At 40.0% G+C, this 24844-nt stretch carries 22 protein-coding genes and 3 tRNA genes; 8 read left to right on the top strand and 17 right to left on the bottom strand.

What is annotated here, in order from left to right:
• Positions 1 to 250: 250 nt before the first annotated feature.
• From BQ7394_RS15935 to BQ7394_RS15875, 12 genes are all read right to left on the bottom strand, one after another.
• On the bottom strand, positions 251 to 1639 hold the full coding sequence (locus tag BQ7394_RS15935; RefSeq protein ID WP_075558327.1) for a phenylacetate--CoA ligase family protein: 1389 nt from the start codon (positions 1637 to 1639) through the stop codon (positions 251 to 253).
• A 19-nt stretch (positions 1640 to 1658) separates the two neighbouring features.
• The gene (locus BQ7394_RS15930) at positions 1659 to 2708 is read right to left on the bottom strand and encodes a glycosyltransferase (RefSeq protein WP_075558326.1); all 1050 of its coding nucleotides are present in this window, start codon (positions 2706 to 2708) and stop codon (positions 1659 to 1661) included.
• Positions 2709 to 2712: 4 nt separating this feature from the next.
• Positions 2713 to 3579: a glycosyltransferase family 2 protein gene (locus BQ7394_RS15925; protein ID WP_075558325.1), complete on the bottom strand. Its 867-nt coding sequence runs from the start codon at positions 3577 to 3579 to the stop codon at positions 2713 to 2715.
• A 15-nt stretch (positions 3580 to 3594) separates the two neighbouring features.
• Positions 3595 to 4638 carry an EpsG family protein gene (locus tag BQ7394_RS26650; protein ID WP_075558324.1) on the bottom strand — a complete coding sequence of 348 codons (1044 nt, stop codon included), beginning with the start codon at positions 4636 to 4638 and terminating at the stop codon, positions 3595 to 3597.
• A 5-nt stretch (positions 4639 to 4643) separates the two neighbouring features.
• The gene (locus BQ7394_RS15915) at positions 4644 to 5732 is read right to left on the bottom strand and encodes a glycosyltransferase family 4 protein (protein WP_075558323.1); all 1089 of its coding nucleotides are present in this window, start codon (positions 5730 to 5732) and stop codon (positions 4644 to 4646) included.
• On the bottom strand, positions 5732 to 6922 hold the full coding sequence (locus tag BQ7394_RS15910; protein WP_161951803.1) for an oligosaccharide flippase family protein: 1191 nt from the start codon (positions 6920 to 6922) through the stop codon (positions 5732 to 5734). The genes BQ7394_RS15915 and BQ7394_RS15910 overlap by 1 nt, the downstream gene beginning before the upstream one ends.
• Before the next feature lie 69 nt (positions 6923 to 6991).
• Entirely contained in the window at positions 6992 to 8197 is a 1206-nt protein-coding gene (wecC, locus tag BQ7394_RS15905; protein WP_075558321.1) for a UDP-N-acetyl-D-mannosamine dehydrogenase, read from the bottom strand.
• A 17-nt stretch (positions 8198 to 8214) separates the two neighbouring features.
• On the bottom strand, positions 8215 to 9342 hold the full coding sequence (locus BQ7394_RS15900) for an MraY family glycosyltransferase (protein ID WP_075558320.1): 1128 nt from the start codon (positions 9340 to 9342) through the stop codon (positions 8215 to 8217).
• A 918-nt stretch (positions 9343 to 10260) separates the two neighbouring features.
• Positions 10261 to 10332 (bottom strand) — tRNA-Met (locus tag BQ7394_RS15890).
• A gap of 176 nt (positions 10333 to 10508) precedes the next feature.
• The gene (locus tag BQ7394_RS15885) at positions 10509 to 10823 is read right to left on the bottom strand and encodes a chaperone modulator CbpM (protein WP_075558318.1); all 315 of its coding nucleotides are present in this window, start codon (positions 10821 to 10823) and stop codon (positions 10509 to 10511) included.
• A 12-nt stretch (positions 10824 to 10835) separates the two neighbouring features.
• On the bottom strand, positions 10836 to 11747 hold the full coding sequence (locus BQ7394_RS15880) for a DnaJ C-terminal domain-containing protein (protein WP_075558317.1): 912 nt from the start codon (positions 11745 to 11747) through the stop codon (positions 10836 to 10838).
• A 160-nt stretch (positions 11748 to 11907) separates the two neighbouring features.
• Positions 11908 to 11979, bottom strand: a tRNA-Met gene (locus BQ7394_RS15875).
• A gap of 157 nt (positions 11980 to 12136) precedes the next feature.
• On the opposite strand from BQ7394_RS15875, the gene BQ7394_RS15870 reads away from it, so the two are divergent.
• The 5 genes from BQ7394_RS15870 (at position 12137) to BQ7394_RS15850 (ending at position 16780) form a co-directional block, all read left to right on the top strand.
• Positions 12137 to 12724 (top strand): TetR/AcrR family transcriptional regulator, encoded by a 588-nt coding sequence (locus tag BQ7394_RS15870; RefSeq protein WP_028727551.1) that lies wholly within the window; start codon positions 12137 to 12139, stop codon positions 12722 to 12724.
• Between the two features lie 7 nt (positions 12725 to 12731).
• Positions 12732 to 13676 (top strand): 3-oxoacyl-ACP synthase III family protein, encoded by a 945-nt coding sequence (locus BQ7394_RS15865; RefSeq protein ID WP_075558315.1) that lies wholly within the window; start codon positions 12732 to 12734, stop codon positions 13674 to 13676.
• A gap of 23 nt (positions 13677 to 13699) precedes the next feature.
• A complete protein-coding gene (fabG, locus tag BQ7394_RS15860; protein WP_046148650.1) occupies positions 13700 to 14446 on the top strand; it encodes a 3-oxoacyl-[acyl-carrier-protein] reductase in 747 nt (248 codons plus the stop codon).
• Position 14447: 1 nt separating this feature from the next.
• Positions 14448 to 15122, top strand: a complete 675-nt coding sequence (locus BQ7394_RS15855; RefSeq protein ID WP_075558314.1) for an RluA family pseudouridine synthase — start codon at positions 14448 to 14450, stop codon at positions 15120 to 15122.
• 119 nt (positions 15123 to 15241) lie between these two features.
• A complete protein-coding gene (locus BQ7394_RS15850) occupies positions 15242 to 16780 on the top strand; it encodes a family 43 glycosylhydrolase (protein ID WP_075558313.1) in 1539 nt (512 codons plus the stop codon).
• Positions 16781 to 16794: 14 nt separating this feature from the next.
• Here the strand turns inward: BQ7394_RS15850 and BQ7394_RS15845 are convergent, their stop codons facing one another.
• Positions 16795 to 17736 carry a DMT family transporter gene (locus tag BQ7394_RS15845; RefSeq protein ID WP_075558312.1) on the bottom strand — a complete coding sequence of 314 codons (942 nt, stop codon included), beginning with the start codon at positions 17734 to 17736 and terminating at the stop codon, positions 16795 to 16797.
• 102 nt (positions 17737 to 17838) lie between these two features.
• A complete protein-coding gene (locus tag BQ7394_RS15840; RefSeq protein ID WP_075560072.1) occupies positions 17839 to 18897 on the bottom strand; it encodes a class I fructose-bisphosphate aldolase in 1059 nt (352 codons plus the stop codon).
• Between the two features lie 186 nt (positions 18898 to 19083).
• On the opposite strand from BQ7394_RS15840, the gene BQ7394_RS15835 reads away from it, so the two are divergent.
• From BQ7394_RS15835 to BQ7394_RS15825, 3 genes are all read left to right on the top strand, one after another.
• Complete coding sequence (locus tag BQ7394_RS15835) at positions 19084 to 19635, top strand: NADH peroxidase (RefSeq protein WP_007652517.1); 552 nt, start codon at positions 19084 to 19086, stop codon at positions 19633 to 19635.
• Positions 19636 to 19801: 166 nt separating this feature from the next.
• Positions 19802 to 19888 (top strand) — tRNA-Ser (locus tag BQ7394_RS15830).
• A gap of 198 nt (positions 19889 to 20086) precedes the next feature.
• A complete protein-coding gene (locus BQ7394_RS15825; protein WP_082211974.1) occupies positions 20087 to 22432 on the top strand; it encodes a glycoside hydrolase family 127 protein in 2346 nt (781 codons plus the stop codon).
• 142 nt (positions 22433 to 22574) lie between these two features.
• Here the strand turns inward: BQ7394_RS15825 and trpA are convergent, their stop codons facing one another.
• From trpA to trpC, 3 genes are read right to left on the bottom strand one after another with little or no spacing between them, the layout of a single operon-like run.
• Positions 22575 to 23348 carry a tryptophan synthase subunit alpha gene (gene trpA, locus BQ7394_RS15820; RefSeq protein WP_075558311.1) on the bottom strand — a complete coding sequence of 258 codons (774 nt, stop codon included), beginning with the start codon at positions 23346 to 23348 and terminating at the stop codon, positions 22575 to 22577.
• Between the two features lie 15 nt (positions 23349 to 23363).
• Positions 23364 to 24038: a phosphoribosylanthranilate isomerase gene (locus tag BQ7394_RS15815; protein WP_075558310.1), complete on the bottom strand. Its 675-nt coding sequence runs from the start codon at positions 24036 to 24038 to the stop codon at positions 23364 to 23366.
• Positions 24032 to 24844, bottom strand: coding sequence for an indole-3-glycerol phosphate synthase TrpC (trpC, locus tag BQ7394_RS15810; protein WP_075558309.1), 813 nt, complete (start codon positions 24842 to 24844; stop codon positions 24032 to 24034). The genes BQ7394_RS15815 and trpC overlap by 7 nt, the downstream gene beginning before the upstream one ends.

Raw genomic sequence — 24844 nt, 5'->3', positions numbered from 1 at the left:
ATCCATAGCTTGGATCCTTCGGTATAATTCCACTCTTTAACCCTTTTATTGATGTTTAGGAACGTAAAAGATCCGTCTGTTTGTAGACAGATAGGTTTATCTATATATGTTAAAAGAGATAATGGTTCTCCTTTACTATATTTATTTATGCGAAGAGTTTTTTTTTGTATTTGCCTGATATGATGTTTTATCTGATAAATAATTTGCATTGGCCTCAGGTGGCGTAAAGTATGATAATATAAAGATAGCTTCATTGTTGGGGATGTATTAATTCGGATACAACAGCTTTAAATTTTCCAGCTTTGGTGCGAGGTATTTCAGATACGTATTCAAAAAGAACTTGCATATTGAGACTTATGTAATGTTTAACTTGCTTGCGGATGTTGTTTTCTGTTTGGACAGAATAATTATTTCGGCGTACAATCCGTAATGTTATTTCATTTGGTTTTGTTTGTACTATCTGGCATTCTTTTATATCGTGAGTATCTTTGAACAGATAATCAAAACGCATAATTTTTATTCCTTCCGGAGTTAATATATAATCCTCTATTCTTCCTGTGATTTCTTTAATTATCTGACTTTTTAAATGACATGAGCACGGATGGTTATCGAATATGGCAGTGTCTCCATTTCTATACCGGATGAAAGGCATTCCGTAATTCGCGAAGCCTGTTGCCAGTAATTCTCCTGACTCTTCACCTTCGTTCTGTACGGAGGAAGCCAGTTCAAAGTGTCCTAATTCAAAATCTTCATGGTATTTGTTGTCTGTGCATTGAGAGGCAGAGGCAGCTTCTTCTGAAAAGCTATAATGTTCATGAATCTCACATCCTTTAAATGTTCTGGCAATTTGATTTCTTTGATATTCGTATAATTTTTCGGCTCCGGTAAATATATGTTCGGGAGAGTTTGATATAATGAGTCCCGCTTCCTCAATCTGAAGCGAGAGTTGGTAGAGGATGGAAGGATATCCTGTGAAATATTTGAAATCGGTTTGATTGATGAAGTCGGTGATGGATTTTATTTTATCTTTGGTAATATGTTGCATGTTAATGAGGTATTGATTTAATATTGTGTTTTTTCTCCAATATGGAGGTTGGTTTATTGATATTGGAACGACTGTTTTTCCTGTAAGAGTGAGATATCTATCACCTAACTTAACTCCAAACCTGGCCATATATCTGTAAACAACAGCCCAGTAGAATTGTGTACTATATTGAGTCCAATAGAAATTTAAAGCAGTTCCGGTACTTCCACTGGTATGATATTGGATAAGTTTTCCGGCAGGGATATTATCTGCAAGCATTTTTTTCCAGTGCATACGTATTTCTTCTTTAGTCAATTCCGGGAATAGCAACAGATCATCTATTGATTTAAAGTCAGCAGGAGATAAGCCTACTGAAGAGTATTTTTGTTTGTAATAAGGACAATGGTTATAAGCATGATGTATGATCCTGTGAATATTATCTTCTTTATAAGACAGGATTTGGTCAGGATTCCAATTGGAGGTACTGTCTAAAAACTTACGGATAGCATAAAAATCCTTATTAAATCGTTGTTCTTTAAGTTTGTATCCATATAGGGAACAAGCTAAATTTTGCAGAGACGGTGTTAGTCTTGCATATATATTTTCATAATTCATATAAAAAGTCAATTAGGAGTTATGAGATAATTTTATTTGTGATGCGCTTGTTTACTGTGTCAGAATCGAAATTTTCCTGAAAAGAAAGTAAGGCATTCTGAGAATAACTCGAGTAATTTTTTGAATGAAACGATAAGATAGCATCTTCCAGTTCATCGGTATTCTGAGGTGATATTAATCTTCCGTTATATCGATCTGTTACGATTTCAGGGATTCCTCCGAAGTTTGTAGCTATTACAGGTATTCCCACAGAAAAAGCTTCGATAACGATCCCGGGATATCCTTCTCCCGAATGGAATGTTGGGAGCAACAGTATATCATAGTTAATAAGGGTGTTCGTTACTTGATCCGGATTGATAGTGCCGCGATAGGTCACATTATATTGCTTGAAATAGTCGGCAGTATAGCTCTCGTCTTTAATGGGGCCGTAAATATCCAATGTATAATCCGGAGGTAACCGTTTAGATACCTCCAGAATCTCGTTAATACCTTTACTCTGTTTAACATGTGATATAAAAACAAGGCGTTTTTGATAAGGTGATATTTTGATTATTTTGCTTTTCTTTCGCACATTAGGGAACCATAGTACTTTATCGGGGTTTCCACTTAGTTCTGCGAAGAATGATACTAATTCTTTTGTTTCTCCAAATGTCAGATCCGCTTTTTTTAAAAAAAAGCGAAAGAAAGCTTTGGTAATAGGTGATTGTTTTTTGTAAACGCTTTTAAAACTTCCTGCAAACTTTCGAAAAACAATTTTTTTGTTGAAAAGTAAAGCTATCGGGCTTAAAATAGGAAAAAGTATAAAAGCCCCTTTGCTGGTGACATGAAAAGTTACGATATCTATATTGTTAAGATTGATTACGTATTTCCATATTACGTATAAGAAATTTATTTTTTTTAAGAGTTTTCCATTAAAGCGATTTGTCGGGATTATTTTATAAGGATATTGTTTTCTAGCCATGTAATCTATAAGATTTTGTAGCAAGACAGTTGTCCCTCCAAAACTTTCCTCCCTGTCTTTATAAGGAATAGCTCCTATAATGAGTGTTGTTTTATTGTACTTTTTCATAGGTTTAAAAATTAGGAACTCTCCAATATATTCTATAAATTATTTTATTTAATAATAGACCAACCGGATTTATTTTGAAGAAATAAAGAAATTTGTACCAGCTTGTTTTTTTATGATTTACTTTGCTGAACATTTCAGAAAGTGATGCTTTCATATCCAAACTTTTTCGATTTTGTGTATTGTGTATTCTATATGTAAAAACAGCTTCACTTCTAAATGTTATGATTGTATCAGGATGTTGTATATCAAGTGAATAGAATAGACCCCAATCATCGGTCCCTTTATTTCGTAAGTCAGCAAAGCCTCCTACATTTTCAAATAAACTTTTACTAAGAATATATTGTCCTGGTGAAACAGCAATATTTGACATGAGAAATATTTTTAGATCGGTTAAATACTTAGCCTTTGTATACATTCTGGTTGTTTGGGGACGAAAGGGATTAAAGTATTTGCCCGTATTCATATTGTATAGATTGAATCCAGAAAAAGCAATCTGTGCATTTTCTTTTTCGATGGCTCTGAGTAGTATAGAATAAAAATTCTGTGAGATATAATCATCCTGATCTATAAAATGTAAATAATTACCGGAAGCTAGACTTGCTCCAATATTGCGTGAACATCCCTGTCCTTTGTTAGTTTGGTTATTACGTATTATTGATCGAGGAATGTTATATTTAGTAAACACAGAATAAACAAACTTTTCTATATCTTCCTCCGGGCAATCATTTATGATGACGATTTCACTAAATCTTTTATAGGTGTAGGTCGATTGAAGATTTTGAGCTATCGATTGTATAAGTATATCAAAATATATTTTATTCTTATTATCCAACAAATGATATACAGGAATGATAATTGATAATGTATTCATTAGATTTATTTTAAATTAAATCATTTCTGGAACTAATCGTGCAAACATTGTATATTCTATAAGGATGTTGAAAAATAAGGCTGTCAGTACAATGTTTTTATTTAAAGAGGAGTATTCATATAAGTAAGTGAGCAAAATGAACTCAAAAAATATGAATATTTCTCCTAATCTTCCACCAGCCGGAACAAAGTAAAACATGAGAGCAAGAATAGTCCCGATACAGTATGTGTTTAAAAAGAAATTGTACGTTTTCAATTTCTCTGGATATATATAATCTTTTAAATAAACAAACAGAATACCACATAAACCGAATTTTATTTTTGACAGACCATACATTTGTGAACTAATGTCTGCATGATCTATATACTTCTGAAATCTTGGAGAGAATGATAAAAGCTGTGACATTGTCTCCAACTGTGTTAATATATGATTCTGTAGAGATAGAAATGGAAGGAAAATCCCTATACTCAGTATTATATAAAGATATTTCTTTTTTATATTAATAAATCCAACTAATGGCAAAATGTAGAATAATATGGTAGTCTGATGTATAAAAAAAGCAATTGTGACGATAGCATAATAAAAACAGATTCCATATGTTGTTTTATGATTTAGTAAATATGTAATTCCTATGTAACAAATAGATATAGCTAATGCAACTCGTATGATGATTCCAAAATAGTAAAATCCGAAATAAGGTAAGAATAGTAGAAATGCTAAATTTACGTTTTCAACGAGTTTTTTTGTACATAAGAAGAAACAACAAAATAAAAAACAGAGATAGATGAATAGAAAAAGATGAAAGCTTACCCCGAAAGAGAGAAATGATTTATTGATAAACATAAATCCTTTTTCCACGATATCTTCCATACTGTGAAATAGATAAATCTCTTTATATTCCATTGTATCGGGGATATTATCACTACGTAATAAAGATAAAAGAATTATAATCCAGATATAAAGAGTCGCATATATCAGGAATTTAGTCCTTTTATTGAATTTTAGAAAATGATCTAATGCGTAGAAGTAAATAGTTAGTGCCAAAGTTGCGATATACATAATATTTATACTTTGGTAGAGATATCGATTAAATCTTTAAATTTTGAATACGCTTTTTCCCAAGTGAACTGTTGAATGTATTTATGCCCGTTTTCTGCTAATTTATATCTTAATGAATTATCAGTGATGAGCCTTTCTATATTATTGGCTAAAGCGACAGGGTCTTTTACCGGTGATAATAAAGCAGTCTTTTCATGATGACAGACTACTTTAAACCCTCCAATATCTGTACAAGCGATCGCACAACCACATTGCATGGCTTCCGGTGGAGTTAGGCAAAATCCTTCTCCATGACTGGCATTAATGAATATTGCAGCTTCATTATACAAACGATTATGTGTTTTTTTGTCTGGCTGCTGATAATAGTTTATCCAATTCGGCAGATCAGGTGGCTGCTTGGGAAAACCAAAAAGGTTGACTTGTAAATTAGAAAATTTATTTTTTACGATCGAAAGAGCTTCAAATGCATCTTTACAGCCTTTCTCTGGCATAGGGTGATAAAGCATAGTAATACAATATTTGTTTTTGTCTTTATAATCTATTTCTTTTTTGAAATACTTGAAATCAAACCCATTATAGATAAGATCAGCTTTTCCTCCAGCTGATTCTATTTTATCCATTAACCAGGGAGCAATTGTTATTTTTTGAAGTGGATAAGTATATGTTTCTAATACTTTTTCTTCTGGTAAAGCCCAGGTCTCAAATCCTTGTATGAAATAAAACTTTTGATGACTAGTGATTTTTTTGTACTCATTTAAATAAACAGCAGTCTGAACTGCTGTAGCAATATATATATCAGCTGCAGGAATATTTGATTCACTAAGATCCCATACTGGAAATAGTTTGACACGTTTATCTAAATTGAACCAGCTATAAGGTGTGTATCTCTTGGGGCTGAAGTTTAATAAATAGCGAATTATTGCTTTAACTTTTTTCTTTCGACTGAGAGTGTTATAGAAATGTACAGCCGGAAATACAATGGAAACTTGAAAGTCATCATTGACAAATCTATTTGCATATTCAAAAACAACTTTGAATCCTCCAGAAGGAGCATATCCGACAGCCGGCATTAAAAAACATATATGTTTTCCCATTATCTTGCTAATAATTTCTTTTTCTTTATGATGTAATAATTGTAAGTAAGTTCGAATATTCCAGATAGACTAACAGCAAAAGCGATAATACCTATTTCTTTAATGAGAGATACTCCAGATAGGCAGACCACTATGAAAATGATCAATGCCCCTATCTGACTCTTTGTAACATAATTATATAACCCTAGTGGAACGTAGATGAAGTTAATAAAGCAACCTACCAGTAGCCAGCAAGGTATTATGATACTTAAAATCATCATTAGCGGATAGGCCTGTAACATATTGGTTCCGGCAAATAATTTGATAATCAGTTGTCCGAAAATAGCCAAGCCACCTATAATTAGCAGCGATAGCGCACTTTCCATATAGATAATTTTTTTAATATATTGTTTGTTGTATTCTTTTATGACTTTAGGAAATAAAGCATTGTTTATTTGTGCAATAAAGTTCATGGGGACGGCCACTAACTTATTCGCGAGATCATAGATAGCAACATCAGACATGGAAAATGAAATCCCGATAATAAATATAGTAAACTGCTGCTTTATTATACTGGCCGATGAAGAAAAGAAGAAAGGAATTGAATTTTTGAATAACTTTTTAATAGCGGAAAAAGATTGCCATCTGATAATTAGTTTTTCTTTTCTTATTAAAAGGTACAAGATATATAAACCACTGATTCCACCGCTAACAGATATAATGAGTGCTATAATCCAAGTATCGGAAGGATTTGTTACAAATAGAAAAATGAATGGTAACGACATGACTTTTGTTACGACCTGTGCAATCGTGACAGATTTCATTTTTTGCATTCCTTGAAAATACCAGACTGGTAATAATATTGTCGTTATAATATTGGAATAGCAAATAAGATAGATGATCCAATCCTTTCTGAAAAAGTCGAAGCACCCTATTAATAGGATAAATATTATTATCGAAATCGCGGTTAAATATATTTTGGCTGTTAAAACAGATGATACGATGGAGGATTTCTCTTCAATATTATCCGGTTGGGTGGATATAACTTTAACTGCAGGAAAATCAAATCCGAAAGATATAAAAGTTTGAAAATAAGTCGTTATGGATGATGCAAAAACGAATAGTCCATAACTGTCTGTTCCTAACTTTCGGATAAGAAAAGGATAAACCAATAAATAAAAGAAAGAATTTACGAATTTTATAATAGTCATGAAACAGTAGTTCGTGATTACTGTTTTATGATTGTTTATTATATTTTTTATTCTGAGGTTTGTAATCATTTACTTTTTGAATATCCCACAAAAATCCAATATCACCTTATCTTCCCTGTAAGGCAACTCTTTAAACTCCTTATGTGCCACCATCAATGCTACGATATCCGCTTTTTCGTATGCCTCTTTGTAATCGGTGAGTTTAAATACCTTGTGTATTTCGACGTTTGGTTCCACAACTAGAATGTCGGCATTGTTATGGCCTTGCATCACTTTCGTGGTAATATATTTGGCCGGTGATTCCCGTAAATCGTCGATATTCGGTTTGAAGGCCAAGCCCATCATGGCGACAATCGGTTTACGATGATGTTTCAGTTCGAATCTGAGCATGGCATTTTCAATCTTTTCTGCACACCAGAAAGCTTTGTAGTTGTTGATCTCACGTGCTTTGGCTATCAGTTGCGATTCATAGGGGAATTCTGCCGTGATGAAATAAGGGTCGACAGCGATACAATGTCCACCTACACCGGCACCCGGTTGAAGAATATTTACCCGGGGATGTTTGTTGGCCAGTTCTACCAGTTCCCATACATTGATCCCTGCTTTGTCGCATATCAGCGACAACTCATTGGCAAAAGCGATCTGTACGTCACGGGAAGAGTTCTCCGTTAACTTACACATCTCTGCCGTTTTAGCATTCGTCTTATGTAATGTCCCTTTTACAAAACGACTGTAGAACTCTATCGCTTTTTCCGTTGATGCCGGATCGATACCACCGATTACCCGATCGTTATGTACCAACTCATAAATTACATTACCCGGTAATACACGTTCCGGACAATAGGCGATGTATATCTTGCCCTTCAGCTCCGGTCGAAGAGTAAAAATAAGTTCTGTCATTTTATTCGTCGTCCCTACCGGAGAGGTCGATTCTATAATGAACAGATCGTTCTCTTTCAGAAGAGGAATAACGGAACGTGTTGCCGTTTCGACATAAGAGATATCCGGTTCATGATTCCCTTTGAAAGGTGTAGGTACAACAATCAGGTACACGTCGCTGACCTCCGGTTTGACCGAGGCCTTCAGATGACCGGATACTACTACCTGCTGGCATAACTCCTGTAATCCAGGCTCTACGATATGGATCTGTCCTTTATTAGTCATATCTACAACCTGAGGGTTGATGTCTACACCAACTACATCAATACCGTTGCCGGCTGCTATTATTGCTGTGGGCAGGCCTATGTAACCAAGCCCCATAAAACATGCTTTCATACTTTTAGTTCAGTCTTTTAAATAATTTTCTTTTCATTGATAATTTCCTTTTTGCGATGTATCTTATCCAAGCAGATATTCAATACCGTCCAGACTACTATATCACCTATAAAAAGGATATTGATATTAATAAAGGGAGCAAGTATGATATTCAGGCTACTGAATATCCATGAGATCCCCAGAATATAAAGTAATGCTTTGTGCGGTGAAAAGCCCATCTCCAGAAATTTGTGATGAATATGATTTCTGTCCGGAGAGAACAGGCTTTTTCTTCTACGGAACCGGATCAGCATAACCCGGATCACATCAAACATCGGAACGATCAGCGTAGAGAAAGATATCAATATCGCACTGGTCGAATAGGGTGCTACATCCGGATTATATACAGCGAAGCGGATGCAGAGAAATGCCAGGATGTATCCTAAAGTCAGGCTTCCCGTGTCTCCCATAAATATTTTTCGTCCATGCTCTGCCTGTCCGAATACATTATAGTAGAAAAAGGGGATCAGTACACCCAGGGTCGAGAAAGATAGCATGGCATACGCCCACATGTGATTATGCAGAAACAAAGCCCCCAATATAAGCAGGGCTGCCCCGCTTAGTCCGGATGCAAGTCCGTCGATACCGTCTATTAGGTTTATTGCATTGGTAATAAATACAATAGCGAAGATCGTAAGCGGCATTCCTATCCACGGTGCCAGTTCATGAATACCGAATAATCCGTAAAAATTGTTGATCCATAATCCGGAAAGGGGGAGTAGGGTGGCGGCAAGTATCTGTACGATAAACTTAGTATGGTACCGCAGGCCTATTAAATCGTCTTTGATACCGGCCAGGTAAAGAACGATCAATCCGCAGGTAAGTAAATAGAAGTCGGGGGTGATACGAGGAGTAATATCTTTAGGTATTTTGAAACCATACAGATATCCCATATAAGAGATGGCAGAAACAAATGCTAATGAGAATAAAATAGTCGGGGCAAATGATATTCCTCCCAAACGGGGAATGGCTCCTGTATGTATTTTCCGCTCATTAGGCATATCGAAGAGTCTTTTCGTTAATGCCACGATCAGGATACGTGGTATTATCAGCATAGAAAAGACTATTGATATTATAAAAGCTAATAAAATCAAGAGATATATCATTTGCGTTGTAAGTTAAGTTATATGACAATGTTCGTCAGTCACAATAAATGGGACTGTCGGGAAATAATTTTGCTCATAACAAACATACCTGGATTTCTGACTGAGGGGGCGTTTCCCTGGGAAGGTATGTGTCTTTTGTTTAGCTGTGTATATAAACAGAATGTTTCTGAAAACGTTCATCACTTAAAAGGTTATTACTCTATTTTAACGCTGAATTTCAACACATTTGAAGAGGTATGGAAAGTAAGTGCTGATTGTCAACGCCTGATAATTCGGCTATACAAATGATTGTATTTTGTCGTTAAAGACGACTTTTTTGAGATAAGAAAAGTGTGGAATATTTACTTTACAGAAACAATTGTTTAGTGTTTTTTACGAGCTGATTTGTCTGTTTGATTATCGTTGAGGTTTGCTGTTTGAATACACAATACCTGATTAAGACTACTACCCCGTTACCGTTAATTCTTAATCATACTATAATTAAGATCGTAACCTATGAGATTTAGTTCTTTTTCTCCTTTATATTAAATATGTAAGGCTTGCCTTTCTAAAGAGTAAGGCAGGCCTTACATATTTGTATTCTATGCCTTGCGTATTTGTAATCTATATGTTTCTTTTTTAATACTAAGGAGAAATTTATCTAATAGTAGGGAGGTATGGAATTAATCTTCCTATAGAAAGATCTTAATTGTAGGGATAATATCTGCCGGATTATTCATACAGGGGCTGTTATAGAGGGATAAAGTAGAAGATAGGAGAGATAAATGAAAGCTCTGTGAATGCAAGATGAATGCAAAAAAACAGGTGCATTCATATAGTTATTGTACAGAGAATAAGCTGTATAAGGGTATGAAATGAATGCATGAACCTTAATGTATAAAAAAAAGAGAACCAACTTTGTTGATTCTCTTTAGATAGTTGCGGAGGCAAGACTCGAACTTACGACCTTTGGGTTATGAGCCCAACGAGCTACCACTGCTCCACTCCGCGATATAGTTGCTATCATTGCCTGATTGCGAGTGCAAAGGTACGAAATATTTCTTACAAACCAAATTATTTTACAAATAGTTTGTGTATTTCTGCTTGTAGAGGGGATGAGAATACTGGTTTTGCGACAAATTGACACATTTACCTGGCTGATTGTAAGGTAAATGTGTCAGTTGAGGCTATAATTCATTTTCTTCAAAATCTTTTGCTTCGTATATCGTCAGCTTCTTTCTCAGATGGCCGATCTCCTGCTGCATCGACTTGACACGGTTTAACAGATGATGAATAGCATCTATTCCTTCAAAATTAATAGACAAGTCGTAATACATACGTGTATACCTTTCAATATCGTGCAATTGGGAGGCCTGTAAGAATTTTTCACCTCCTACAATACGGATCTCGATCAATCCTCCTTCTTCCAGACGAAAGATAAAAGAGGGTTCAATATGACATATCCGGCAATATTCGTTGACTATAATTAAATCTGTTTGCATACTACTCATGTTTTATTGGTTAAGACTCTGTATTTCGCGGAACAGCTCTTTCTGTTTGTCTGTCAGATTAGTCGGTATTTCGATAGAGTAGGTCACTATCAGATCACCGAATTCTCCTTCTTTCTTATAGACAGGGAAACCTTTGCCTTTCAGGCGTACCTTTGTATTGTTCTGGGTACCGGGGCCGACTTTCAGTTTTACTTTACTGTCCATTGTTTCCACGATCTGTTCGCCTCCCAGGATGGCGGTGTACAGGTTAAGAGGAACGGTAAGGTATAGATCGTCGCCAACACGTTTGAATCTGCTGTCGTCAGTAATATTGAAAGTAATGTACAGATCTCCGGCAGGACCTCCGTTTACACCCGGGCCTCCCTGGCCTTTTAATTTGATGGTCTGTCCATCTGCAATACCAGCCGGGACAGTGATACGCAGGTTCTTTCCGTTAACGGTGATGACCTGTTTATGTGTCTTTGCCGCATCTGTCAAGGAGAGGCTCAGTGAAGCTGTGTAGTCTTGTCCACGAAACATATGATTACCGCCACCGCTGCTACGACCGCTTCTGCCGCCAAACATCGATTCGAAGAAATCGGAGAATCCGCTTCCGTTGTCGGATGCACTCCAGTAAGTTCCGCCGCCACCACCGAAACCGCCGTTCTGATACTGTCCGTATTGCTGTTGTTGAGCCTCGAACTGATCGGCATGTTTCCAGTTTTCGCCATATTGATCGTATTTCTTCCGTTTTTCAGGATCGCTTAATACTTCATTGGCTTCGTTGATTTCCTGAAATTTCCGGTGAGCATCCGGATCACCCGGGTTCAGGTCTGGGTGGTATTTGCGGGCCAGCTTCTTGTACGCTTTCTTTATCTCGTCCTGAGAAGCACCTTTGTTTACTCCAAGAATGTTGTAATAGTCTATATAAGCCATATTATTTATATTGTTAAGTCTTTATGTCAGTAGATAACCATACATATACATTACAATAAACATGCCTGGGAGTAATTTGATCGTTTAATTTTGGATAATAAACCTTAGAGAAATTAAAAAGAAAAAGGCTCTCAGTTAAAAACTGAAAGCCTTTAGATAGTTGCGGAGGCAAGACTCGAACTTACGACCTTTGGGTTATGAGCCCAACGAGCTACCACTGCTCCACTCCGCGATATAGTTTACAATCATTTCCTGATTGCGAGTGCAAAGGTAAGGTTTTTCATTTACAAAACAAATTTATTGCAAGTTTTTTTTAATATACTTGGTAGAACCAATCTTTTTTAGGTACTTTGCGCACAGTTTTAATCAAAATGTGCAATACGATGCCGATGACAGTTTCTAAAACACGCGAAATGTTGGTGGATGTGGCCAGGCAATTGTTTGCCCGCATGGGGGTGGATAATACGACAATGAACGATATTGCACAGGCTTCCCGGAAAGGCAGACGTACGTTATATACGTATTTTAAGAGTAAAAATGAAATTTATCTGGCTGTGGTGGAATCGGAGCTGGATAAATTATATAAGATGTTACTCGATGTTGCTGGAAAGGATTTGCCTGCCGACGAGAAGCTGATGACATTCATTTATGCAAGATTGGATGCTATCAAAGCGCTTGTGTTCCGTAACGGAACATTGAAAGCGAATTTCTTTCGGGATATCTGGCGTGTGGAAAAAGTTCGAAAGAGCTTTGACATTCGGGAGACTGAATTATTGAAAGGAATCCTGGATGCTGGTGTAAAGGAAGGTATTTTTGAAATGCCTGATACAGAAATTACTGCGGTTGTGCTTCATCATGCCTTAAAGGGATTGGAAGTTCCTTATATAAGGGGTATTATGGGAGATAATATCAGCCAACGAATAAAGAGAAGAGATAATGTGATGAATTTAATATTCAACGGAATAAAGATAAAGTAAACCAGAGATGTTTATTAATGCAACAGGGTTTTATGTGCCTGAAGAGCGGGTACATAACCAACATTTTTTGGAATTAAACGGGTTGACAAGCGAGTGGATTGAACAAAGAACCGGCATTAAAACCCGTTCTAAAGCTAGACCGGAAGAGACTATTTGTACAATGGGTATTGAAGCCGTACATAACGCGCTGCCTAAATTACCTTATGACATTACGGATGTTGATTTAATTATCTCAGCTTCCTATTCGCCGTACGATACAGTAGCAACTGCAGCTCACTATACTCAGCGTGAATTTAATATTACAAACGCAAAAGCGTTGTATTTGTCTTCAGCCTGTTCCTCCTTTCTGAACGCATTGGAGGTGGTGGAAGGTTATTTTGCGATGGGAAAGGCAACGAAAGCCTTGATCCTTTCCGCAGATAAGAACTCTGCCTATTATAATGAAACGGATCCGAAAGCCGGTCACCTGTGGGGCGATGCGGCAGCTGCTTTTTTTATATCGAAGGAACGTGTGACGGAAAATGATCCACACATACTCGAGGTCTTTACGCAAGGTTTGGGACATTTGGGAAAGGGGCCGGAAGGCGTTCAATTACGTCCGCGCGACGGTGGTATCCTGATGCCGGAAGGTCGCGACGTGTTTATACAGGCTTGTACCTATATGCCTAAGAATGCTGTATATTTGTTGGAGAAGAACGGATTTACATTGGATGACCTGACTTACTTTATCGGTCACCAGGCTAATATGCGTATCATGTCTAACATCGCTAAGCAGTTGAACCTACCGGAAGAAAAATTCCTGCATAACATCGAGGAACTGGGTAACACCGGTTCGGTTAGTTCTGCCCTGGTATATGCCCAGAACGATAAGACATTTAAAAAAGGCGACCTGGTTTGTCTGACCGTATTCGGTGGAGGATATTCTGCTGGTGCTTGTTTAATTCAATGTTAATTAAGACATAAAATAAAAGTATTATGAAATTATTAGAAGGAAAAGTAGCTATTGTTACCGGTGCCGCACGTGGTATTGGTAAGGCCATTGCTTTGAAGTTTGCCGCTGAAGGTGCAAATATCGCATTTACAGACCTGGTCATCGACGAAAACGGTGAGGCAACACAGAAAGAAATTGAAGCTTTAGGTGTTAAAGCAAAAGGTTATGCTTCTAACGCAGCTAACTTTGAAGATACACATAATGTAGTGGCTGAGATCCAGAAAGACTTCGGTCGTATCGATATCCTCGTAAACAATGCCGGTATTACAAAAGACGGTTTGATGATGCGTATGAGCGAAGGTCAGTGGGATGCTGTCCTCAACGTAAACCTGAAATCTGCATTTAACTTCATCCATGCTTGTACTCCGATCATGATGAAACAACGTGCCGGAAATATTATTAACATGTCTTCCGTTGTAGGTGTTCATGGTAATGCAGGTCAGAGTAACTATTCCGCTTCAAAAGCAGGTATGATTGGTTTGGCTAAATCGGTAGCTCAGGAACTGGGTTCACGTGGTATCCGTGCCAACGCGATCGCTCCGGGTTTCATTATTACTGATATGACTGCTAAATTACCTGAAGAGGTAAGAGAAGAGTGGAACAAGAAAATTCCTTTGCGTCGTGGCGGTACGACAGAAGATGTGGCTAATGTGGCTACATTCCTTGCTTCTGACTTGTCTGCTTATGTATCCGGACAGGTGATCCAGGTAGACGGCGGTATGAATATGTAATATGGAAGTTATCTACGAAGACAATCATATCATCGCGGTAAATAAAACATGCCGTGAGATTGTACAAGGAGATAAAACCGGTGATACTCCTCTTTCGGAAATGCTGAAGGCGTGGCTGAAGGAGAAGTATTGTAAGCCGGGAAATGTTTATGTAGGTGTAACTCACCGGTTAGACCGTCCCGTTAGCGGTGTCGTTCTGTTTGCCAAGACAAGTAAAGCTTTACCCCGCCTGAACGAAATGTTCCGGGTAGGAGAGGTGAAAAAGACTTACTGGGCGATTGTAAAGAATTGTCCGCCGGTTGATGAAGGTGAGTTGGTAAACTGGCTGGTTCGCAACGAGAAGCAGAATAAGAGTTATGCATACGATACTGAACGTTCGGACTCCAAGAAAGCAATCCTGCATTATAAAGTGATTGCACGTTCAGATAATTATTATTTACTGGAGATTGACCTGAAGACCGGTCGTCATCATCAGATACGTTGCCAGTTGGCAAAGATGGGATGTCCTATCAAAGGTGATTTGAAATATGGAGCCGACCGTTCGAATAAAGACGGTGGTATCAGTCTTCACTCCCGTAGTGCCGAATTCATTCATCCGGTATCGAAAGAAGCGGTAAAGATCGTGGCTCCTGTACCCGATGATAATCTTTGGAAGAGCATTTCGGCGGGACTATAAGAGTCAAATGAAATAAAATAACAGGAAACTGCATTGAAATGTCGTCAGGCATTTTGATGCAGTTTCTTTTTGTTTATCTTTGCCTGCTGTAATTTTGTGTTATTAATAATTGGCAGACCATGAAAAAGCTATTAACAATCTTATTGTGCTCAGCATCCGCCACGGTTGGACTGGCGCAGCAACAAACTTATTTTTCTAACCCCGTTATACACGGAGATCTGGCTGACCCTTCCGTTCTCCGGATTGGCGATACGTATTATGCAACAGGAACATCTTCGGAATGGGCTCCTTATTATCCGGTATTTACTTCTTCCGATCTGGTAAACTGGAAACAGACGGGGCATATCTTTGATGAAAAACCGGCTTGGACTAAATCTTCTTTCTGGGCTCCGGAGTGGTATTATCATAATGGTAAAGTATATATGTATTATACGGCCCGTAAAGAGTCGGATAATATTTCATGTATCGGAGTTGCCATAGCCGACTCGCCGACTGGAAAGTTCAAGGATTACGGTCCGATTATTGAATTCGGTAAAGAGGCGATCGATGCCTTTGTTTTGGAAGATAACGGACAGCTTTACATTACCTGGAAAGCTTACGGGCTGGATCAACGGCCGATCGAATTACTGGCCAGTAAGTTGAGTGCTGACGGATTGCATCTGGAAGGCGAACCTTTCAGCCTGCTCCGTGATGATGAGAGACGGGGTATGGAAGGGCAGCACTGGTTTAAGCAGAATGGCTATTATTATATTATATATGCAGCAAACGGTTGTTGCGGCCCGAACAGTGATTATGCAGTGGAAGTAGCCCGTTCAAAGAAGCTGGCAGGCCCGTATGAGAAATATGAAGGTAACCCGATCCTTCATGGTGGAAAAGACATTCTGTCTATCGGGCATGGTACGCTGACCACTACTCCAGACGGGCGTATGTTCTATCTTTGTCATGCTTATCGTAAAGATGGTGATTTCTTCCAGGGACGTCAGCCTCATCTGCAAGAAATGAGGATGGGGGGAGATAACTGGCCTTATTTCGTCACCGGAGAATATGCCAGTATGATACAGCCTATGCCTTTCACCGATTGCGTGCAGGAGCCGGTTTCCGACTTTGCCGATGATTTTACAGCAATGTCTCTTCGTCCTGAATGGTCCTGGAATTATCCGTATGCCGATGTGAAGATGGAGTTGAAAGCCGGTAACTTATATTTGAGTGGTTCTCCGAAGCCGGGAGTCAGTACTGGTAATGCCCTCTGTTTACGTCCGGTGACAGCCGATTACATTTTGGAGACAGCAGTGGTAAACCAGAACGAAAGTTGGAAAGGTGTTGTCATGTACGGTGACGACAATAACCTATTGACACTCGGTTGTGAAGCGGATCGCCTGAAACTGAAAGCTGTAAACGAAGGAAAAGAACAGATACTGGCTGATATGAAATTGCCGGCTCCTTCCTTGTATCTCCGGATGCAGGTGAAGGATGGTGTTCGTTGTTCATTTACTTATAGTGAAGACGGCAGTAAATGGAAAGAAATAGAGTATGATCTTTCACCGTCCGCCTTGAAATCTCTTGTACGTTGGGATCGCATTTCCCGTCCCGGACTTTATCAGCAGGGAGATATAAGTAAACCGGCCGTTTATGGTTATTGCCGTTTACAAAATAAATAAAACAGAATAAAAGGTTATTCAGGCTTGCCTTGTGCAGCCTGATAATCTTCCAGTTGTGCTCTCGATTTACTTTGTGTTACAATATAGACGCCGGAAAAGACGAATGCAACGGCGATACCTTTCATTACCCCGAAAGTATCCATTCCCCAAAGTATAGCTATCAGGGATGCCACGATCGGTTGTACATAATTATACATGCAGGCTACTGTCGGGCGCAGCAGGTTTTGTCCGATAGGGATAAACAGATAAGGTAAGAATGTTCCTCCCAAAACGACATACGCGATACCCATATATAATTCAGAAGGAAGATGCAGGAAGTCGATACCTGCAATATGATTATAGGAGAACGGTATCGTACAGATAGATGCATACGTGAACATCCATTTCATCAATGTGATAGGTGAGTATTTGCCGATCAGTCCCTTGAATAATACAAAATAGAATGAAAAACTGAACTGTGCCAGCAGGCAGAGTAGGTCTCCCCATATATTACTGCTTTTTCCTCCGCCAGCAGCAGAACTCTGACTGCTCAGTATTAGTAGTAATGCTCCTGCTGCTCCTATGAAAATTCCGATCACTTTCTTTCCTGTTACAGGTTCTTTCAGATAGAACGCAGCAATAATCATCGTGATGATAGGTGTTGTGGTTGTAACGATAGAAGCATTGATCGGTGAAGTCAGAGAAACTCCGAAGATGAATGAACCCTGGTTCAGAACGATCCCCAGTAACGCTGCAAAAAACAGTTTCATCAGGTCCTGATGGTTGACATGTTCCTTTTTAGTAAAGAGGGAAGCCAGCCAGAATATAACCGCTGCTCCTACCATGCGGAATGTAGTCAGTGATAGTGCACTGATAGGACCTGCTGTTAATACTGCTTTCGATACGGGAGACATCAATCCCCATAATATGTTTGCACTCAGCATCGCCAAGTGCCCTTTATAAGCCTGAGATTTCATTTTGCCTTTATTAATAGGTGCAAAGGTAATGGCTTTTTACATAAAAAAGTGCATGAAAAGATATAACCTTCCATGCACTTTCCATATAGCCCATTTCTTTGTTTATGCAATCGTAATTTCCGGGTTCAGATATACATCCTGAATGGTGTGTAACAGTTCGATACCATCTTTCATAGAACGCTGGAAAGCCTTACGTCCGCTGATAAGTCCCATACCGCCGGCACGTTTGTTTACAACGGCTGTGGTAACGGCATCTTTCAGGTCGGAAGCTCCGTGTGACTCTCCGCCGGAATTAATCAGGCCTACACGTCCCATGTAACCGTTTGCCACCTGATAGCGGCAGAGGTCGATCGGGTGTTCGGTGGCCAGTTCGGTGTACATCTTTTTATCTACTTTTCCGAAGTTAATGGCTGTGAATCCGCCGTTATTAGAAGGCAGCTTCTGTTTGACGATATCCGCTTTGATCGTTACTCCCAGGTGATTAGCCTGTCCGGTAAGATCGGCAGCCGAATGATAATCGACTCCATCTTTCTTGAAGTCATTATTCCTTAAGTAACACCAAAGAACAGTTGCCATACCCAATTCGTGTGCATATTCGAATGCATCTGCTATTTCTACCAACTGGTCACGGCTTTCGGCAGAACCGAAATAGATTGTAGCACCAACGGCTGCGGCTCCCATATTCCATGCTTCTTTTACGGTTCCGAACATTACTTGGTTGTAACTGTTCGGATAGGTAAGTAATTCGTTATGGTTTAGTTTTACGAGGAAAGGAATTTTATGTGCATATTTACGTGCAACGATTCCTAAATTCCCGAATGTAGAGGCAACGGCGTTGCAACCGCCTTCGATAGCTAACTTCACGATGTTTTCCGGATCGAAATAAATAGGATTCGGGGCAAACGAGGCTCCGGCAGTATGTTCGATATCCTGGTCTACCGGGAGGATAGACAGGTAACCTGTATTTGCCAGTCGTCCATGCCCCAGCATTCTCTGCAGATTATTTAATGTTTGAATGTTTCTGTCCGTATTAATCCATATATCATCAATGATAGAAGGTGATGGAATATGTATCTGCGATTTGTCGATCGTTTTGCATGTATGACCGAGATAATACTCGGCTTTGTCGCCTAATAAGCTTGTAATCTTTAATGTATCCATATATATGTAAGTTTTATAATTAAACAGTTCGCCGTCTGAATAGGTTTCATAGTTTTTATCAATTAACACATAGAATATATCTATCAGTTATCCCTTGTTCTTTAGATTTGTTTCGTTAATTTTGTCACAGCGAATAACAATGATTATATATACTAATAGTTTTACAACCAATAAAATTTTACGAAGATGAAAAAGAAATGGATCTGCACAGTATGTGGTTATGTTCATGAAGGTGATGAAGCTCCCGAATTCTGTCCGCAATGTAAACAACCGAAAAGCAAGTTTAAAGAATTGGTAGAAACAACTGGCGCTTTACAGTTTGTTGACGAACATGTATTAGGTGTAGCTAAAGGCGTTGACCCTGTTATTCTTGAAGGTTTGAACGCTCATTTCATGGGTGAATGTACTGAAGTCGGTATGTATCTGGCAATGAGCCGTCAGGCAGACCGCGAAGGTTATCCTGAAGTTGCAGAAGCATTCAAACGTTACGCATGGGAAGAAGCCGAACATGCTGCTAAATTTGCAGAATTACTGGGTGATGTTGTTTGGGATACAAAGACTAACCTGAAAAAACGTATGGAAGCTGAAGCTGGTGCTTGCGAAGATAAAAAACGTATTGCAACTTTGGCTAAACAGCAGAATCTGGATGCTATCCACGATACTGTACACGAAATGTGTAAAGATGAAGCCCGTCATGGTAAAGGCTTCGAAGGATTATATAACCGTTATTTCAAATAAGACGGTCGAATTCGTTAACACGATAGAAGGGAGTACCGGGAGGTTACTCCCTTTTTTGACATAATAGTGTTATACCAGCCGGCACAGTAGTGTTACTTATTGAAAAAAATAGTCTTCGGAGGATAACGGTACTAAATTTTTCATACATTTGCCACGCAAACGATCGGGAAAGCTGCCAGAGTGGTCGATCGGGCCGCACTCGAAATGCGGTGTACGGGTAACTGTACCGGGGGTTCGAATCCCTCGCTTTCCGCAGTTGTAAAGAAAGTTCTGTATTCTGTTGTACAGGACTTTTTATTTCCTCAGCAAGAGGTTATGCAATAATCGTCCGGGAAATATAAATATCGTCCTTCTATCACACAATTCTTATACAGAAATAGATTTCCCTTCCATTTTCCGATAAGACTAAACCGTACCTTTGTTTCAATCAAAATTTAATACATATCAAAGCATGAAGAATAAACTGATATTAACCTTCCTGTTGGCAACCGGGATTATCGGAGGTAGTCTGGCTTGCGAACATTGTACAAATCTAGTACAGGTGAAAGACGTCGTTCCTGCCAAAGTAAACTATTTCTCTTTAAAAGATGTACGGCTATTGGACAGCCCGTTTAAACATGCCATGGAGTTGAATAATGAATGGATGATGGAACTGGACATGGACCGCTTACTCTCCAACTTCCGCAAAAATGCCGACCTGGAGCCTAAAGCTGAGTCTTATGGAAGTTGGGAAGCTATGGGGATTGCCGGACATACGCTCGGTCATTATCTGACAGCTCTTTCACAACAATATGCTTCGACTGGCGATGAGGAATGCAAACGTCGTGTAGACTATATTGTCAGCGAACTGGATTCCTGCCAGATCAATTTCGTCAACGGTTTCATCGGAGGAATGCCGGGTGGCGACAAGGTATTCAAAGAAGTGAAGAAAGGGATTATCCGCTCCAAGGGTTTCGACCTGAACGGTATTTGGGTTCCCTGGTATAACGAACATAAAACCATGATGGGATTAAGCGATGCTTACCTGCTTGTCGGTAACGAAACTGCTAAAAAGGTTCTGGTGAATCTTTCCGATTACCTGGCTGATATTATTTCCGGACTGAGTAACGAACAGATACAGGAAATGCTCAATTGTGAATATGGGGGTATGAACGAAGCCTTTGCACAAGTCTACGCATTGACGGGAGATAAAAAGTATCTTGATGCATCTTATAAGTTTTATCACGAACGGTTGCAGGATAAACTGGCTGAAGGTCTCGACGTATTACCCGGCCTTCATTCCAATACCCAGATTCCTAAAATTATCGGTAGTGCACGCCAGTATGAGTTGACCGGTAACAAACGGGATGAAAAGATTGCCGAGTTCTTCTGGCATACTATCGTTCATTCCCATTCCTATGCGAATGGGGGTAATAGTATGGGCGAATATCTTTCCACTCCCAGGAAGTTGAATGATCGTCTGGCAACAACCACCTGCGAGACATGTAATACCTACAACATGTTGAAGTTGAGTCAGCACCTTTATCGCTGGACAGACGATCCGCAATACCTCGATTATTACGAGAGGGCTTTATACAATCATATCCTCGCTTCGCAACATCCGGAAGATGCCCGTACCTGTTACTTTGTTTCTTTGGGAATGGGGACGCGTAAGAACTTTTACAGCAAGGATAACAACTTTACCTGCTGTATGGGGAGCGGCTTTGAAAACCATTCCAAGTATGGTGGTGCTATTTATAGCTATACTACCGACAAGAACGATCTGAATGTCAATCTTTATATCCCTTCGGTACTGACCTGGAAGGAACGGAATATACGTTTGAAGATGGAAACGGCCTATCCTGAAGACGGCAAAGTCGCTATCCGCCTGGAAGAATGTCCTTCACAACAGTTTGATATCAATCTTCGCTATCCGGCCTGGGCTATTTCGGGTGTGACTCTGAAAGTGAACGGATCGAAACAATCTGTTTCTGTTCAGCCCGGTTCCTTTATTACTATTTCCCGTAAATGGAAAAAAGGCGATCGTATCGAAGTTAATTTCCCTATGTCGCTTTACACCGAATCGATGCCGGATAATGCCGATCGTCGTGCTGTCTTCTATGGTCCTTCCTTGCTTGCAGGAGTTTTTGGACCTCAGGAACGAAAGATAGGCGATGTACCTGTTTTCATCAATGAAGAAAAAGATATGGTAAAACAGATCGAGCCGGTTAAAGGCCAACCGCTGACTTTCCATACAGTTGCCCCCGGTGGTCCTGACAATGTGGCTATGATCCCATTCTTCAAGACGTACGATCAATACTATACCGTTTATTGGGATGTGTTCTCGCCCGAAGAATGGAAGCAGGTGGAAGCTAAGCGTACTGCCGAACTGGAACGCATCGCCCGTCTGGATGCTAAAACGCTCGATTATATCACACTCGGTGAAATGCAGCCTGAACGCGATCATAATCTGGAAGGCGAAAACACCCGTGTCGGTGAATTCGGTATCCACAAATATCGCTTTGCTTATGAAGAAGGTTGGTTTTCATTCAACATGAAGTGTGGTTATAATGAACCGACCCAGTTCCTGATGACTTACTGGGGTGGCGACAGCGGCAAATATACTTTCGAACTGGTAATCGATGACACATGGGTGCAACCGATAACAGTCAAAGGTAACCCGGAAGAGTTTGTAGAGATGGTAATCGATCTTCCGAAGGAACTGACCGAAGGTAAAGACAAGATAAAAGTCATGTTCCGGGGAGTAGGAAAAAATCGGGTGAGCAACCTGTACAACTGTCGTTTGATGAAAAAATAATAGTCAGAAAGCTCGAAAAACGTCCCGCAGCGTCTTTCTTTTGACGGAAAACGCTGGGGACGTCTTTTTTACCCTTTTCTACACGCAGAAAGGCGCTGCGGGGAAATTTCCGGGGGTTCCGACGTGCGGGAAAGGACTTAAACTAGTTTTTCAATGCTTCCAGTAACTTATCGATTGCTGCTGCGGCTGTCGGCTCGCTTTTCAATAGCTGCACAAACTTACTGCCGATAATGGCGCCTGAAGAATTAGAGGATGCCGCCTCAAAAGTAGCCTTGTTGGAGATACCGAAACCAACCAAACGCGGATTTTGCAGGTTCATTCCGTTGATACGGCGGAAGTAGGCCTGCTTCTGATCGTCGAAACTTTGTTGCGTCCCGGTAATGGCTGCGCTCGATACCATATAGATAAAGCCGGAAGTGTGCTCGTCGATCAGGCGGATACGCTCTTCGGAAGTTTCCGGAGTGATTAGCATGATCATTTTCAGATCATAGCGGTCGGCTGTCTCTTTGTAGTCGGCCATGTAATCGGCAAAAGGCAGATCGGGGATGATCACGCCGTCTACGCCAACCTCTGCACATTTCTTGCAGAATGCCTCGAAACTGAATTGCATGATCGGGTTGAGATACCCCATCAGGATGATCGGGATCTGTACTTCTTTCCGTATGTCTTTCAACTGGTCGAAGAGGATATGGAGCGACATACCGTTACGTAATGCCTGCGTGGCGGCTTCCTGAATGACAGGACCGTCGGCCATCGGATCGGAAAAAGGAATGCCTACTTCAACCGAGTTGATACCTTTTTTTTCCAACTCTTTCAGAATGGTTACCGTATCGTTCAATTGCGGATAACCGGCTGTAAAGTAAACGGACAGGATGCCGTTCTTTTTTGTTTCGAATAGATTTGTAATACGATTCATATTCTTGTCTTTTTATTATTTCTTAATCTTATCTATAAACGTTTTTATCTTGTCTGCATCCTTCATACCCGGTTCGATCTCAAACCCACTGTTCAGGTCGATGCCTGCCAGTCGGGGATGTTTGAAATTAATGATGGCGTCCACGCTGTTGGGATTGATACCTCCACTGAGCAGGAACGGTGTATTTCCATTGTAAGAAGCAAGTATCGACCAGTCGAACTGTTTACCGGAGCCACCATAACCGTTGCATTTGGTGTCGAACAGAAAATAATCGGCACGTCCTTCATATTCGGTAGTGGAAGCTAGGTCGTCAATCGAGGCGATAGAGAATGCTTTGATGATTGCATAGCCACGCTTTTGCAGTGCGTAACAGGTGTCCGGCGATTCGTTCCCATGCAACTGTAAGTAGTCGAGTTTGTACAGGTTGGCTGTTTCCATCATATACTCGGGAGTCGCATTGACGAAGACACCGACTTTTTTCAGTTGACGATTGATAGTTGACAGTAGATAGTTAGAGGAGTGATTGCTGTTAGTTTTCTTTAAACTGTCATCTGTCAACTGTCCACTGTCCACTGAGCCAAATCGCCTTGGCGATTTGGTGTAAAAGATGAATCCCATCCAGTCGATCCCTGTCGTTGCTACCTGCCGGATATTTTCCGGGTCACGCATTCCACATACTTTGATCAACATGGCAGATCTTCTATGAAAGCAGACAAGGTATCACCCGGTTGCTTGGTCTTCATAAATGTTTCACCGATCAGGAAACCGCGGAAACCAGCTTCTCGAAGACGACCTACTGTTTCTGTATCGGAAATACCGCTTTCGGAAACCAATAGGGGAGAAAGGTCTTTTTCCCGAACTATTTCCTGCATCTTCTCTGCCAGATGGAAGGAATTAGCCACATCGGTGTGGAAGGTTCCGAGATTACGATTGTTCACACCCAGCATGTCGATATGCGGATTCAGATATTCCAGTTCTTTTTCGCTATGGACTTCCAGTAGTGTTTCCAATTGCAAGGTATGTGCCAGTTCTGCCAATTCAAGACATTGGTCCGGAGTGAGGCAGGCGGCTATTAGTAATACGGCATCGGCTCCCATGACACGGGCCTGGTAAAGCTGATATTCGTCTATGATAAAATCTTTTCGCAGCAGTGGAATATCGACCAATTTGCGTGCCAGGCACAGGTCACCCAGTGAGCCGCCGAAGAATTGCGGGTCGGTAAGGATGGAACAAGCAGAAGCCCCGGCCTCTTTATAAGCAGGTACTATCTCTGCAATAGCGGCATTAGGATGTAACCAACCTTTGGACGGACTTTTACGTTTAAACTCGGCGATGATTCCCGAAGAGGAAGCCGCCAGAGACGCACGCATCGAATAGGTGGTACGTTCAAGCCGTTCGCCGCCTAATGCCAGTAACGTTTGAATACGGACAGCCTGTTTCTGCCGCTCTACTTCAATACGTTTATTGGCTATGATGTCTTGTAATATATCTTTCAT

Source organism: Parabacteroides timonensis (assembly GCF_900128505.1).
Classification (GTDB): Bacteria; Bacteroidota; Bacteroidia; order Bacteroidales; family Tannerellaceae; genus Parabacteroides; species Parabacteroides timonensis.
The sequence above is the reverse complement of the archived record's forward strand: the minus strand, read 5'-3'. Positions and strand labels throughout refer to the sequence as shown.